Genomic DNA, 13,570 nt, shown 5'->3' with positions numbered 1-13,570 from the left:
TACTCTCTATAAGGTACGCGAAAGCGCGCTTTTTCGCTTTTTATTGCCCGGAAGACTGGCTAATGACTTCATTGAAAAGCGCTTTTGCCCCGGGTCGCGCCGCTCTCCTCATTTAACGTTAAAGCGTAGTGAAATCAAGTTCTTCCCGTTTTGCCGATTTCACTGCGTCTTTTTGCGGTTTATTTTGCCATTAATTGCTGTATTATGCTGTTTATTGCGTTAATTTGCGGAGGCGCTTGCCATGCATAAGCTCGCCAGACAAAAACACATCCTCGACAAGCTGAGTGAAAACGGCCAGCTAAGCATCAGCGAACTGGTCGAAGGGCTACAGGTCTCGGCCGATACCATTCGCCGGGATCTGAGCGAGCTGGAAAAACAGGGCGTCCTGCAGAAAAGTCACGGCGGCGCCATCGCTCTTAACGTCCCGGCGATGACGCGCCAGGGTCGAAACGCCCTGCTCCCCCAGACCAAGCAGCGCCTGGGCCAGCGGGTCGCCGCGCGCATCCCCCTCGGCTCGACGCTGTTTCTCGACGCCGGAAGCACGGTGCTGGCGGTCGCCGCCAAGCTTAAAGGGCCGATGACCGTGATCACGCCTTCGCTGGATATCGCCCAGCTGTTTAGCGACCGTACGGATATCCAGCTGATCCTGCTTGGCGGCCAGTGGGACAGTGAACAGCGGCTGTTCGCCGGCAGCGCCACGCTGTCGCTTGTCGCCCGCTACCGCGCCGACATCGCCATTCTCGGCGCCTGCGCGCTCCATGCCGGGCTGGGGCTGAGCGCCAGCCAGGAGGCCGATGCTGACGTGAAGCGCGCCATGCTGGCCGCCAGCGCAGAGCACTGGCTGGTGGCAGACCATACCAAAGTCAACCATTGCGAGCCGTGGCTGGTGGCTGGGCTCAGCGACATTCACCATCTTTTTCTTGATCGTCCCTGGGCTGAGCTGGGGGATGACCCCGCCCTCTCTGTACACATTGCTGACGCTTAACCGCGTGGAGAACCTGATGAGTAACAACACAATAAATATCGCCCTGATTGGCTATGGCTTCGTCGGTAAGACCTTCCACGCGCCGCTTATCCGTTCGGTGCCGGGTCTGAATCTGGCGTTCGTCGCCTCGCGCGATGAAGAGAAAGTCAAACGCGACCTGCCGGACGTCACGGTCATCGCCTCCCCGGAGGTAGCGGTCCAGCATCCGGATGTCGATCTGGTGGTCATCGCTTCCCCCAACGCCACCCACGCGCCGCTGGCCCGTCTGGCGCTCAACGCCGGCAAGCATGTGGTGGTGGATAAACCCTTTACCCTTGATATGCAGGAGGCCCGGGAGCTGATCGCCCTGGCTGAGGAGAAGCAGCGCCTGCTCTCCGTCTTCCATAACCGCCGCTGGGACAGCGATTACCTCGGGATCCGTCAGGTCATTGAGCAGGGCGCCATCGGCACCGTGAAACACTTCGAGTCGCATTTTGACCGCTTCCGTCCTGAAGTTCGCGTCCGCTGGCGTGAGCAGAACGTCCCGGGCAGTGGTTTATGGTTCGATCTGGGGCCGCACCTGATCGATCAGGCGCTGCAGCTGTTTGGTTTGCCGCAGTCGGTACAAGGCAATATCGCCACCCTCCGCGACGGCGCGGAGATCAACGACTGGGCGCATGTGGTCTTAAACTACCCGGCGCATAAAGCGATCCTGCACTGCAGCATGCTGGTCGCGGGCGGCTCGTCGCGTTTCACCGTGCACGGCGATAAAGGCAGCGTTATCAAAGCGCGGGCCGACCAGCAGGAGAGCCAGCTGCTGGCGGGCGTGGAGCCCGGAAGCGCCGGCTGGGGTCAGGATGATGACAAGCTGGTGATCTATGACGCCTCGCTGCAGGCCCACTCTCAGGCCACCCCGCAGGGCGATCAGCGCCAGTACTATATGCAGATCCGCGACGCGCTGAAGGGTCAGATCGCCAATCCGGTGCCGCCGGTTGAAGCGCTGGCGGTAATGGCCGTTCTGGAAGCGGCGGTGCGCGCCGCAGAAAGCGGCATGGTGCAGACCCTGGACCTGACCGACGACGAGCGCAACGCGCTGCGCTAATCCTGCCTGTTCTCCGGTTATCTGCGCATCCCGCAGGTAACCGGATCTCCCGCCCAACGTCAGAAAAAATCACTACCCATACGAAATTTAACCTTTCTTTATCCTGCTTTATAGCGCAAAGCACCGCTGGAAATTTCAGCCAATTGGGAGGAGGATAGAGAACAGATCGATCGTGATGAGAAAAAGGTTGCTGACGCTGTGGACGTGGCGACCGCATTAATGGACAGGAGAAGCTCATGTATTACACGTTAGGAGATACCACTCTCCATTTTTATCGCTATCAGTGCAAATTTTACGTGGCCCACTGGGAAGGGGGTAACGTGATGGACGACAAATTTAAACCCTTTATTGAACAGATCACTGAGAAGACCGGGCTGGATGCGAAACGCGTCGAGACCGCCGCGCGCGATTATTTTACCAACGTGGATTAACATGCAACCTGGCGCTGTAGAGCGTGGGTGCAAGCTGGCGCGATGACCATGCATGCTAACCCACGCTTTCGCCGCCGGGTGTTTCTCCCCCTGGCGGCATCCCTTCCCCCGTCTGTGTTAAACCGTGGACAGTTTGGCCAGAATGGCGGCAAAGGCGTCATTGACGTCATCGCCGGCGAGCAGTTTTTTACGCAACGTGAAGCTTCTGCCGCTGGAACGGATCAGTAGCCGAACTTTCGCATCATTATTCCCGCGCTCAGCCAGCACAACGTCACGCAAGGGAATAACGTAAGTATCGGCATAGAGTCCCGGCGTAAATATCATCGACTCGCCGCTCACGCCAATCACCACCCGATTCTGCAGACGATAGCCGTTGCACAGCGCCAGAATACCGGCGGCAATAAACACGCCACCAATCCCCATGCCAATCATTAAGATAATAATGCCGGCAATGAGCGCCAGTCCTCCCTGAGGATAAAAACCGGACGCATTAAAGGTTAATAGCCGGTGATTATCGTCGCTGCCCATCGCCCCGGTTGTTGACCGCCACGGGGTAAAACCGGCGTTAATCCGCGTTTGAAAGCTGAACATACAGCCAACCAGAAAGATCATGCTGGCAGGTACCATGACGATACCGCCAATAAACGCCAGCACGATGGCCAGATAAGGATAGCGGCCTGACAGTATAATACTGACAGCCTGAACCACCACGGCGATAAACAGGGCGAGCACCAGCCAGGACCACATGCTGTCCGCCCGACGATGAAAGTTCAGCTGTCCTTCATCGAGTAATAAATTTCGCGCGACAAAACAGATAATAATATTGACGAACAGGCCTATCCAGACCAGCTTATGAACATGCTTCATTCCATACTCCATTATGTATTTTGCTATTCCATTCGGTGGCATTATAAAATAAACCTGAATGCCGCCTGGATATTACCAAAGCGCCACGCAAGATCAATAAAAAGCATGTCCACTTACTCTATTCCCAGATTAACATGTCCTGCTATCATTTATTGGACTTATATAATCAACTATAAGTATTGACGTTATTTTTCACGATGAGAATATCACCCTGCCGCCCGGCAGGGTGTTGGCGATTAACCCTCTTTCATCGCCACCAGCGCCGGGGCGCTTTTCTTCCGCAACAGATAACCGGCGGCGAGGATCAGCAGCCATACCGGGATCAGGCAGACGGAGATGCGGATGTCGGGGGTGAGATACATCACCACGAGGATCCCGGCGAGAAACAGCAGGCACAGCCAGTTAGTCACGGGATAGCCGAGGCTTTGGAAGGCCGTTACTTTCCCGGCCCGCTGCATAGCGCGACGAAACTTAAGATGGGTGATGCAGATCATCGCCCAGTTAATCACCAGGGCCGCCACCACCAGCGCCATCAGCAGGCCAAACGCTTTACCAGGCATCACATAGTTAATCACCACGCAAAGCGCCGTAGCGACGGCAGATACCGCCAGCGCGGTCAATGGGATCCCCCGGCGGTTAACCCGCAGCAGCGCCCGCGGAGCATTGCCCTGCTGAGCCAGGCCGAACAGCATCCGGCTGTTGCAGTAAACGCAGCTGTTGTAGACCGACAGCGCGGCGGTGAGCACCACCAGATTGAGAGCGTTGGCCACAATATTGCTGTCAATGGCATGAAAGATCAGGACAAAGGGACTGCCTCCTTCCACGACGTTTCGCCACGGGTAGAGTGACAGCAGGACCGCCAGCGATCCCACATAAAACAGCAGAATACGGTAGATCACCTGGTTAGTGGCTTTAGGAATGGTTTTATGCGGTTCGTCGGCTTCCGCCGCGGTGATCCCCACCAGCTCAAGCCCACCAAAGGAGAACATGATTACCGCCATCGCCATCACTAAGCCAGTGATACCGTTAGGGAAAAATCCCCCATCCTGCCACAGGTTGGCGACCGTCGCCGCCGGGCCGCCGTGGCCGCTAAATAACAGATAGCTGCCAAAGGCGATCATGCTGATGATGGCGGCCACTTTGACAATCGAGAACCAAAACTCCAGCTCGCCATACACTTTGACATTCGTCAGGTTGATGGCGTTGATCGCCACGAAGAAGATCGCCGCCGACAGCCAGGCGGGTACTTCCGGCCACCAGTACTGAATATAGATCCCCACCGCCGTCAGCTCCGCCATGCTCACCAGCACATACAACACCCAGTAATTCCAGCCGGACATAAACCCGGCGAAGGGTCCCCAGTAGCGGTTGGCAAAATGGCTGAATGACCCGGCCACCGGCTCTTCCACCACCATTTCGCCAAGCTGACGCATGATGAAGAAGGCGATCACTCCGGCGATGGCGTAGCCCAGCAGGACCGAGGGGCCTGCCATGCGGATCGTTTGCGCGATACCTAAAAACAGTCCGGTGCCGACCGCGCCCCCGAGGGCGATCAACTGGATATGGCGGTTTTTTAACCCACGTTTTAATTGATGCTCTTGCTGCGTTGTCATCTCTGTCCTGCCCCTGTCTGTAAAAAGTCACCTTCGGCGATAGCAACTTTCAGGCCAGGGCGCAGCAACCCGGCGTAAGAGCAAGAGCAATATATTGAATTTGATTAAAATATTATTTATCCGTCTGCTCCGGGGCGTGAGTCATGCGCCGCCGGGCCATACATAACGCGCGAAAAATCGCCTTAAATCGCACAGTTCATGAGAAAATCAGCCGTTTTATGCATGAATCTGACCCGTTTTGGTGCGCCTCGTCCTCCGGCTAGCCTGGCGGGCTTCACGCAGGGAAAAAAGCTGTTAGGCTGTTAACCACTCTTACGCTCCGCTAGTGGCCACCATGTACAACATCGACGACTATGATCTGAAAATACTCACCCTGCTGCAGGCCAATGGCCGTTTGACCAATCAGGAACTGAGCGATCTCATCGGCCTGTCCGCCTCCCAGTGTTCACGGCGCCGCATCGCCCTTGAACAGGCGCAGCTTATCCTCGGCTATCATGCGCGGCTGGCGCCGGATGCTGCCGGGCAGGAAATGCTGGGCCTGATAGAAGTGCGCTTGCTGAATCACACCCCACAATGCGTGGAGAGCTTTCACCAGATGCTCAGTGAAGTGGACGCCATCCTGGACGCCTGGAAAACCACCGGCGACGCCGATTATCTGCTGCGGGTGACGGTCCCGGACCTGCCCGGTCTGAGCCATTTGATCAGCCATATTCTGGCGCAAAACAAAGGGGTCGCCCACCTGAAAACCGCGGTGATACTCAACCGCCTTAAAGAGAATGGCCAGCTGATGCCGGGCCCGGATCCGCTGCGCTGAATCAGGGCATGATGCCCTGCGCTGGTGCAAACGCAGGGTTAGTCAATGCATCACAGCGTGATAATTTGCACGGTTTGCGCAATGTAATGCAGAAAATCGCATGAGTCGTGCAATTTTCTCTTTTTGGCATAACAATACGTTAGGCTGAATAGCGCCTGTTTTTTCCGCAAACGATCGCCCGGCCCCCTCCTCTGGTGCGATTTTTGCAAACAAGGACTTATCCTTGTTAACGAAAAGATAGTGCTTATTTATGGATAATATCCTTTCCCCCGAAAAACTGACCCACACCTGGCTGGAGGATACCCTGGCGCTGCTGTTCGGCACGCTGATGATCTCCTTTGGCATTATTTTATTTCGCCAGGCCGGCGCCCTGACCGGCGGAACGGCAGGTATGGCCTTTCTGATCCACTATGCCACCCACCTGCCGTTTGGCGTGGTCTTCTTCGTCATTAACCTGCCTTTCTATTGGCTCTCCGTCCGGCGGATGGGCGCCGCCTTCACGCTGAAAACCTTCTGCGCGGTCGGACTGGTGTCCCTGTTCTCTGACCTGCACGGTTACTTTATCCATGTCGATCGCCTGAACCCCTATTACGCCACTCTCTTCGGCAACATCATGGTCGGCATTGGCTTTGTGGTGCTGTTTCGCCATAAAGCGAGCCTCGGCGGCGTTAATATTCTGGCCCTCTATCTGCAGGACAAAAGTGGCATCCGCGCCGGTAAATTCCAGATGGTGGTTGACGCCTGCATCGTCACCGCCTCGCTATGGGTAGTAAGCCTGCCGATGCTGCTGGTCTCTATCCTCGGCGCCGTAGTTTTGAATTCGATTATCGCCATGAACCACCGTCCCGGACGCTACGCGGTGTAATGGCTTCACCTTTGACGGTCATTTCAGGAGTAACCACTGTGTTCCAGAACGTTGACGCCTATACGGGCGATCCTATCCTGTCGCTGATGGAAGCCTTTCAACAGGATCCCCGGGCAGACAAAGTTAACCTCAGCATCGGGCTGTACTATAACGAGCAGGCCATTATTCCCCAGCTGGAGGCGGTCCGTCAGGCCGCTGACCGGCTGCAGAGTCAGCAGCAAAAGGCCAGCCTTTATCTGCCGATGGAGGGGCTGGCGCCCTATCGCCGTGCGGTCCAGACCCTGCTGTTTGGCGACAATCATCCGGCGTTGCGTGCCGGACGCATCGCCACCATCCAGACGCTGGGGGGCTCCGGCGCGCTGAAGGTGGGCGCTGATTTCCTCAAGCGCTACTTCCCCGACTCCGCGGTCTGGGTCAGCGATCCAACCTGGGAGAACCACGTTGCCATCTTTGCCGGCGCCGGCTTTGAGGTACATACCTATCCCTGGTTCGACAGCGCCACCCGCGGGGTGAATTTCCCCGCTATGCTCGCCGCCCTCCAGCAACTGCCGCCGCGCAGCATTGTGCTGCTTCACCCTTGCTGCCATAACCCGACGGGGGCCGATCTCACCCGCGAGCAGTGGGATCGCGTGATTGAGGTGCTGATCGGCAGGGAGCTGATCCCATTCCTTGATATCGCCTACCAGGGCTTCGGCCGCGGACTGGACGAGGATGCCTATGCCATTCGCGCCATCGCCAGCGCCGGGCTGACGGCGCTGGTCAGCAACTCGTTTTCCAAGATATTTTCGCTGTATGGCGAGCGGGTTGGCGGCCTGTCAGTGGTCTGCGACAATGCCGATATCGCCGGGCGCGTGCTGGGCCAGCTGAAAGCCACCGTGCGGCGCAACTACTCCAGCCCGCCGGGGTTTGGCGCCCAGGTGGTATCGCAGGTGCTCAACGCTCCCGCGCTGAACGCCTTGTGGCAGGAAGAAGTGGAAGCCATGCGCACCCGCATCAGCGCCATGCGCGTCGCGCTGGTGACGGCCCTGCAGGCCGCCCAGCCGGAGGGTGATTTTTCCTATCTGCTGACCCAGCGCGGCATGTTCAGTTATACCGGCTTTAGCACCCGGCAGGTGGACATCCTGCGTGAAGAGTACGGCATTTACCTGATCGCCAGCGGTCGGGTCTGCGTGGCCGGGCTCAACCACGGGAATATTGCGCGAGTCGCCCATGCCTTTGCCGCGGTCTCCACGCGCTAAGCCGCTGTCCCGCGAACCGCGGTTACCCCGGGGCGGGACGACGGTTATTCGCGACGCAGTCGGCGAGCCAGGCGTGTGCCCAGCGTCTGAATGAGCTGGACAATCACAATCAGCACCAGGGCGGTGGTGAGGGTGGCAAAGGCGTCGAAGCGCTGATAGCCATAGGTGATCGCCAGGTCGCCAATACCGCCGCCGCCCACCGTTCCTGCCATGGCGGTCGCACCAAGCAGGCCGATGGTCGCCGTGGTAAGGGCCAGAATCAGCGACGCTGCCGCCTCCGGCAGCATAAAATGCCAGACCGTCTGCAGGGGGGTCGCGCCCATTGCATCCGCGGCTTCGAGGATCCCCTCATCCACCTCCAGCAGTGAGCTCTCCACCAGCCGGGCAATGTAGGGGGCGACAAAAACGATCAGCGGCACGATGGCCCCCGCGGTGCCGATAGTGGTGCCCACCAGCAGTCGGGTAAAGGGCAGGATCACAATCAGCAAAATGATAAACGGCAGCGAGCGCAGCACGTTAATCAGCGGATTCAGCGCCTGATGCACCACCGGGTTGGCCACGATGCCGCCGGGACGGCAAACCACCAGCACAATCCCTAACGGTACGCCGAGCAGCGCGCCAAAGCCCAGCGAGACGGCGACCATAATCAGCGTGTCATGCAGCGCCAGAAGAAACTGATCGCCGGTAATGGCGGTATCAATAAGATCAAACATGGGTGATTTTCACTCCTGCATCGGCCAGATGGGTGATGGCGCGTTCGGTTTCGTCAGGCTCGCCGAGGAGTTGCACAATCATAAATCCCAGAATCCGGCCCTGAACTTCAGACATGCTGGCAAACAGGATATTCACCTCGACAGCATACTCGCGGATCAGGTGGTTAATGATCGGTTGCTGCGCCGTCGCGCCGATAAATTCGAGGCGTATAGCCCGGGCGCCGTTATCGCGCTGCAGGAGCGACGCCACCCGCTGCGGCAGACGATCGTGCACCACCGACTGCACGAAACTGGCCGTTACCGGATGCTGCGGCTGGGCAAAGAGGTCGAAAACCGTCCCCTGCTCAACGATACGGCCCGCCTGCATCACCGCCACCTTGTGACAGATTTTCTGGATCACCGACATCTCATGGGTGATCAGTACGATAGTGATGCCATAGCGGCGATTAATCTCCTGCAAGAGCAGTAAGATCTGCACCGTGGTGTGAGGATCGAGCGCCGAGGTGGCTTCATCGCACAGCAGCACCGACGGGTTGGTGGCCAGCGCCCGGGCAATACCGACCCGCTGCTTTTGTCCGCCCGACAGCTCATTAGGGTAGCTGTGGATTTTGTCGCTCAGATCGACGAACGCCAGCAGTTCCGCCACCCGCGCCTGGATAAAGGCCTTGTCGCGGCCTTGTAAAATCAGCGGGATGGCGATGTTATGGAAAACGGTTTTCGAATTCAGCAGATTAAAATTCTGAAAGATCATGCCGATATCTTTTTTGATCGCCTGCAGGCGCTGGCCGCTGCAGGCCTGTAGCGGCTCGCCGTTTAACAGCACCTCGCCCTCGCCAGGCGTTTCCAGACGATTAATCAGCCGTAATAAGGTGCTTTTTCCTGCCCCGCTGTAGCCAATAATGCCGAAAATATCGCCTCGTTCAATGCTGAGATTAATATCCTGCAAGGCCAGAACCGGATGTCCTTTCCTGGAAAAGCTTTTACTGACGTGGCGAAATTCTATCATCGCGTTATTCATTTTAAATATTCAGGGAGCAGGTAGCCATCATACTGCGGATGGCTGAGAATATATTTTTTGAAATCGGCAGAGTGGTAGCCATCGATAATATCTTTGGCAAACTGCGCCTTCTGATTTTTACCGGCGACGGTCACGACATTAATAAAATGGCTGGTGGCTGCCTCCAGCTTTAATGCCGAAGTCAGGGACATACCGCTGGAGACGGCGAAATTGCCCTGAATCAGGCCATAGTCGACGTCAGGCAGAGCGCGAACCTGCTGGGCATTATCAATCTCTTTGAGGACAATTTTGTAGGGATTATCAATGATATTGCGCTGCGAAAAGGTGGCGGGGTCGCTGTCCGGTTTGACCTTCACCCAGCCCAGGCTCTGCAGCACCAGCACCGCGCGATATTCGTTTGACGGCTGGTTCGGTACCGACACGACGGTCCCTGCCGCCGGAGTCCCCAGGGTGGTCAGTTTACCGCCGTACAGCCCCATCGGCGGCGTGGGGACCTGCACAATGCCCACGTTATCAATCCCCAGCCGCTCATTAATTGCTTTCAGATATACCGGATGCTGCATAATATTCGCTTCGATATCGCCGCGGGCTACCGCGTCATTCACCTGAATACCGTCGCTGAAATCCTTATATTCGATTTTATACCCTTTACTCAATAAATAGGGCGCGACGCCTTTCTCAAATTGCTCTTTATACGGCCCGGGGTTAAAGCCGACGCGGATAAGGTGGTCTTCGGCGGCGGCATAAAAAGAGGTGGCCGACAACAGGGCGAGGGTCATCCCGAGCGCAACTGACTTGTTCATAAGGTATTTTCCTGAAAGGTTGGCGATATTGAGCGATTAAATCACAGCCGACTGAGGGTTGTAAGCCAGAACACCGGATTTCCTTTTGCTAATTCCTCATTAACTTTTGCTATATCGACATATCCTAAAAACAAGAATCCTTTGCGTATTTTGTTATTTAGCCAGGCGTAATAAATCCCTTAAAGATGGCTAATTATTCGTGACTTAAACCGGGAATGTTATGCCTGATTTTACTGCTTCACCGCTGGTGGACGCGCTGGAAGAGAATCTGTTCAGCCTGCTGGAAAAACTGGCCGCGGAGGTCAACACCGAAGCGCTGCCGCTGATCGATCTTTCCAGCGGCAGTCCGGATCAACCCACTCCGCCGGAAGTGATTGACTCGCTGCAGAGCGCCATTCATCGTCGTGAAAACCATGGCTACCCGTCGTTCTGGGGCAAACCACAGGTCCGCGAGGCGATCGCCCAGTTCTATCGCCGGCAGTATGATGTGGAACTCGATCCGCACAGCGAAGTCGCCGTGTTTCAGGGTTCGCATATCGGCATTGGCGGCATCCCGCGGGCGCTGCTCAGCCCCGGGCAATATCTGATCTCCACCGATCCCTGCTATCCGATTTACCGCTCGGCGGCGCTGCAGTCCCAGGCAGCGTTTTATGGCCTGCCGCTCAGGGCGGAGAACCATTTCCTGCCGGATTTTAACGACCTCCCCCAGGAGGTGGCTGACAAGGCCGGGCTGGTGGTACTTAACTACCCGCATAATCCAACCGGCGCCCTCGCCACGCCGGCGCTGTTCGCCAGCGCTCTGCAATTTGCCCGTCGTCACCAGGTGCCGATCCTCCATGATTTTGCCTATGCGGCCATCGGCAGCGCGGCTGGCGATGCGCCGCTGAGCCTCTTCTCCCAGCCCGACGCGAAAGCGTGGGGAGTGGAAACCTATACCTTTTCCAAGACCTTTAATATGGCCGGCTGGCGCTTCGGCTTCGCGGTCGGCAACGCCTCGATTATCCGGGCGTTTAAAAAGCTGCACACCCATAGCTACAGCACGGTGTTTGGCGCGATTCAGGATGCGGCGATCGCCGCGCTCAACCTGCCGGCTGAGCGGATTGCGCAGCTGACAGCGGTCTATCATCAACGTCGGGAGTGGGTTCTGCGTCGACTGGCCGCGCTGCGCTGGCCGGCTCGTGCCGCACAAGGCACTTTCTTCCTCTGGCTCGGCGTGCCGCCCGGCTACCGTTCGCAGGAGTTTGCCCGCCTGCTGCTGCAGGAAGCGCATATTCTGGTGGCGCCGGGCACTGGTTTTGGCGAAGGGGGTGAAGGGTTTATTCGCATCAGCCTCACGGCAGGCGACGACGCGCTGAGCAACGCGCTGGACCGTCTCGCCCGGCTGGCGCTGTTTTAGTCCGCCGTCGGGAGAAGTGAAAACACGTAACCCAGGCCGCCGGGGATTACTCCGCTGACGAGTCCATCACCGACAGCACAATTTTACCCTGCAGACGACCTTGCACCGCTCGCTCATGCGCCCTCTGCGCCTGCGCAAGGGGGAAAACGCTGTCAATCGCAACCCGGATGACTCCGGCGTCCAGCAGGTCGGCAAGCCGGGCGAGCTGCGCGCCGCTGGAGCGCACCTGGGTGGTCGAGACCATCACTCCGCGCTGTCGCGCCTCTTCCGCCCCGGCAAAGCCGAGCGGAAAGACCGGGTACAGCGCGCCGCCGGGCCGCAGGGTACGCAGAAAACGGCCGCTGGCCGGCCCGCCCGGCGCATCGATGACCAGATCCAGGTCACGCACCGCCTCCTCAACGGCAGTGGTCGTATAGTCGATAAAAGCATTGGCGCCGAGCTGACGCAAAAAAGCTTCATGGCGGCCCGCGGCGACGGCAATCACTTGGGCGCCCTGCCACTTCGCCAGCTGTACGGCGAAATGACCAACGCCGCCCGCCGCGCCGTTGACCAGAACGCGTTTACCTGCCAGCGGCGCAGGCCGATGCGGCCCCGGCTGCAGCGGATTCGCCACCTCATGCCCGGGCTCGATCATGAACTGCCAGGCGGTGAGGAGTGACATCGGCACCGCGGCGGCCTGCTGATGGCTCAGGGTTAGGGGTTTGCGGGCCAGGTCGCTGACCGGCACGCTAACGTACTCGGCGTAAGCGCGGCTGCCCCCTGCCGCCCCTTCGGGAAAACGCGCCATGGCGTAGACTTCGTCGCCGACCGCCACCTCCCGGACGTCATCCGCCCGCGCCACCACCACCCCGGAGAGATCGGTTCCGAGGATCAAGGGAAAGCGGACTTCGGGCCGCCACTCCGGGGGCAGCTGTTGATAGCCATCGCGCAGATAGCTGTCCGGAGGGTTCACGCCCACCGCGTGCACCTGCACCAGCACCTCGCCGGCCTGCAGCACCGGCAGTGGCGCATCCTCATAGCTCAGGACTTCCGGCCCGCCAAAGGCGTGCTGTTGAACAGCCTTCATCATCTGCGTCGACATCGCTTTCTCCTCATATGGAAATGCGTTATATTTAACGGAGCACTGTTCCGAATATATGGAGCAGTGCTCCGATTGTCAAGGAACGCCAATGAGAGCTGATGCCAGAAAAAATTATGATCTGTTGATCGAGGTGGCCCGGGAAGTGTTTGTGGAGCAAGGCGCCGAGGCCTCGCTGCGCGATATCGCCCGCCGGGCGGGCGTCGGAATGGGAACCCTCTACCGCCACTTTCCCAACCGCGACAGCCTGCTGGAAGCCCTGCTCCGCAGCCGCTTTGCGGCGCTAACCGCCCGGGCTGAGTCGCTTCTGCTCGTCGCCGATCCTGCCGCGGCGCTGCTGGAGTGGCTGGCCGAGAGCGTGGCGTTTACCCATCAGCATCGCGGGATCATCGCCCCGCTGATGAGCGCCATCGACGATCCTGAGTCCGCCCTGCACAGCGCCTGCGTTGCCCTGCGCGCCGCCGGTACGTCGCTGCTGACCCGCGCGCAGCAGGCCGGGCAGGCACGGCCAGATCTCAGCGGAGACGAACTGTTCGATCTGATTGCCGCGCTTGCCTGGCTGCGGGAGCAACCGTCCCATTCCCCGCGCGCAGAGCGGATTTTAGCGGTGCTGGCCGACGCGATCCTGACTGCCGGCTAGCGGCGGCTGGTCACCGACGAGACAGCAC

General features: G+C 58.4%; 14 protein-coding genes. 8 read left to right on the top strand and 6 right to left on the bottom strand.

The window, feature by feature from the left end; genetic code table 11:
• Positions 1-241: 241 nt before the first annotated feature.
• The 3 genes from CWM58_RS01820 to CWM58_RS01810 all read left to right on the top strand — a co-directional run bounded on the left by CWM58_RS01820 (position 242) and on the right by CWM58_RS01810 (position 2,497).
• Positions 242-985 carry a DeoR/GlpR family DNA-binding transcription regulator gene (locus CWM58_RS01820; RefSeq protein ID WP_100680076.1) on the top strand — a complete coding sequence of 248 codons (744 nt, stop codon included), beginning with the start codon at positions 242-244 and terminating at the stop codon, positions 983-985.
• Positions 948-2,066, top strand: coding sequence for an oxidoreductase (locus CWM58_RS01815; RefSeq protein ID WP_100680075.1), 1,119 nt, complete (start codon positions 948-950; stop codon positions 2,064-2,066). The genes CWM58_RS01820 and CWM58_RS01815 overlap by 38 nt, the downstream gene beginning before the upstream one ends.
• Positions 2,067-2,302: 236 nt before the next feature.
• Positions 2,303-2,497 (top strand): hypothetical protein, encoded by a 195-nt coding sequence (locus tag CWM58_RS01810; protein WP_100680074.1) that lies wholly within the window; start codon positions 2,303-2,305, stop codon positions 2,495-2,497.
• 117 nt (positions 2,498-2,614) lie between these two features.
• Here CWM58_RS01810 and CWM58_RS01805 read toward each other — a convergent pair whose 3' ends face one another.
• Both CWM58_RS01805 and CWM58_RS01800 read right to left on the bottom strand, forming a co-directional pair.
• Positions 2,615-3,364, bottom strand: a complete 750-nt coding sequence (locus CWM58_RS01805) for a hypothetical protein (protein WP_100680073.1) — start codon at positions 3,362-3,364, stop codon at positions 2,615-2,617.
• Between the two features lie 236 nt (positions 3,365-3,600).
• The gene (locus CWM58_RS01800; protein ID WP_100680072.1) at positions 3,601-4,977 is read right to left on the bottom strand and encodes an amino acid permease; all 1,377 of its coding nucleotides are present in this window, start codon (positions 4,975-4,977) and stop codon (positions 3,601-3,603) included.
• A gap of 334 nt (positions 4,978-5,311) precedes the next feature.
• On the opposite strand from CWM58_RS01800, the gene CWM58_RS01795 reads away from it, so the two are divergent.
• From CWM58_RS01795 to CWM58_RS01785, 3 genes are all read left to right on the top strand, one after another.
• Positions 5,312-5,791, top strand: coding sequence for an Lrp/AsnC family transcriptional regulator (locus tag CWM58_RS01795; RefSeq protein ID WP_008805158.1), 480 nt, complete (start codon positions 5,312-5,314; stop codon positions 5,789-5,791).
• 250 nt (positions 5,792-6,041) lie between these two features.
• Positions 6,042-6,656 carry a YitT family protein gene (locus tag CWM58_RS01790; protein WP_023322497.1) on the top strand — a complete coding sequence of 205 codons (615 nt, stop codon included), beginning with the start codon at positions 6,042-6,044 and terminating at the stop codon, positions 6,654-6,656.
• 38 nt (positions 6,657-6,694) lie between these two features.
• On the top strand, positions 6,695-7,894 hold the full coding sequence (locus CWM58_RS01785; RefSeq protein WP_038422428.1) for an amino acid aminotransferase: 1,200 nt from the start codon (positions 6,695-6,697) through the stop codon (positions 7,892-7,894).
• A 44-nt stretch (positions 7,895-7,938) separates the two neighbouring features.
• On the opposite strand, the gene CWM58_RS01780 is transcribed toward CWM58_RS01785, so the two are convergent.
• From CWM58_RS01780 to CWM58_RS01770, 3 genes are read right to left on the bottom strand one after another with little or no spacing between them, the layout of a single operon-like run.
• Complete coding sequence (locus CWM58_RS01780; RefSeq protein ID WP_100680071.1) at positions 7,939-8,607, bottom strand: methionine ABC transporter permease; 669 nt, start codon at positions 8,605-8,607, stop codon at positions 7,939-7,941.
• The gene (locus CWM58_RS01775; RefSeq protein ID WP_100680563.1) at positions 8,600-9,613 is read right to left on the bottom strand and encodes a methionine ABC transporter ATP-binding protein; all 1,014 of its coding nucleotides are present in this window, start codon (positions 9,611-9,613) and stop codon (positions 8,600-8,602) included. The genes CWM58_RS01780 and CWM58_RS01775 overlap by 8 nt, the downstream gene beginning before the upstream one ends.
• Before the next feature lie 8 nt (positions 9,614-9,621).
• A complete protein-coding gene (locus CWM58_RS01770; protein ID WP_100680070.1) occupies positions 9,622-10,428 on the bottom strand; it encodes a MetQ/NlpA family ABC transporter substrate-binding protein in 807 nt (268 codons plus the stop codon).
• Positions 10,429-10,648: 220 nt separating this feature from the next.
• Between CWM58_RS01770 and CWM58_RS01765 the strand changes: the two genes are divergently transcribed.
• Positions 10,649-11,824 (top strand): aminotransferase class I/II-fold pyridoxal phosphate-dependent enzyme, encoded by a 1,176-nt coding sequence (locus CWM58_RS01765; protein ID WP_100630878.1) that lies wholly within the window; start codon positions 10,649-10,651, stop codon positions 11,822-11,824.
• A gap of 46 nt (positions 11,825-11,870) precedes the next feature.
• On the opposite strand, the gene CWM58_RS01760 is transcribed toward CWM58_RS01765, so the two are convergent.
• Positions 11,871-12,905: an NADP-dependent oxidoreductase gene (locus CWM58_RS01760; protein WP_100680069.1), complete on the bottom strand. Its 1,035-nt coding sequence runs from the start codon at positions 12,903-12,905 to the stop codon at positions 11,871-11,873.
• Positions 12,906-12,993: 88 nt separating this feature from the next.
• Here CWM58_RS01760 and CWM58_RS01755 point away from each other — a divergent pair, with 88 nt between their 5' ends.
• Complete coding sequence (locus tag CWM58_RS01755) at positions 12,994-13,542, top strand: TetR/AcrR family transcriptional regulator (protein WP_100680068.1); 549 nt, start codon at positions 12,994-12,996, stop codon at positions 13,540-13,542.
• The last annotated feature ends 28 nt before the right edge of the window (positions 13,543-13,570 follow it).

This window comes from Klebsiella sp. H-Nf2 (assembly GCF_002806645.1).
Taxonomy (GTDB): domain Bacteria; phylum Pseudomonadota; class Gammaproteobacteria; order Enterobacterales; family Enterobacteriaceae; genus Klebsiella; species Klebsiella variicola.
This window is presented reverse-complemented; position numbering and strand designations above follow the sequence as displayed.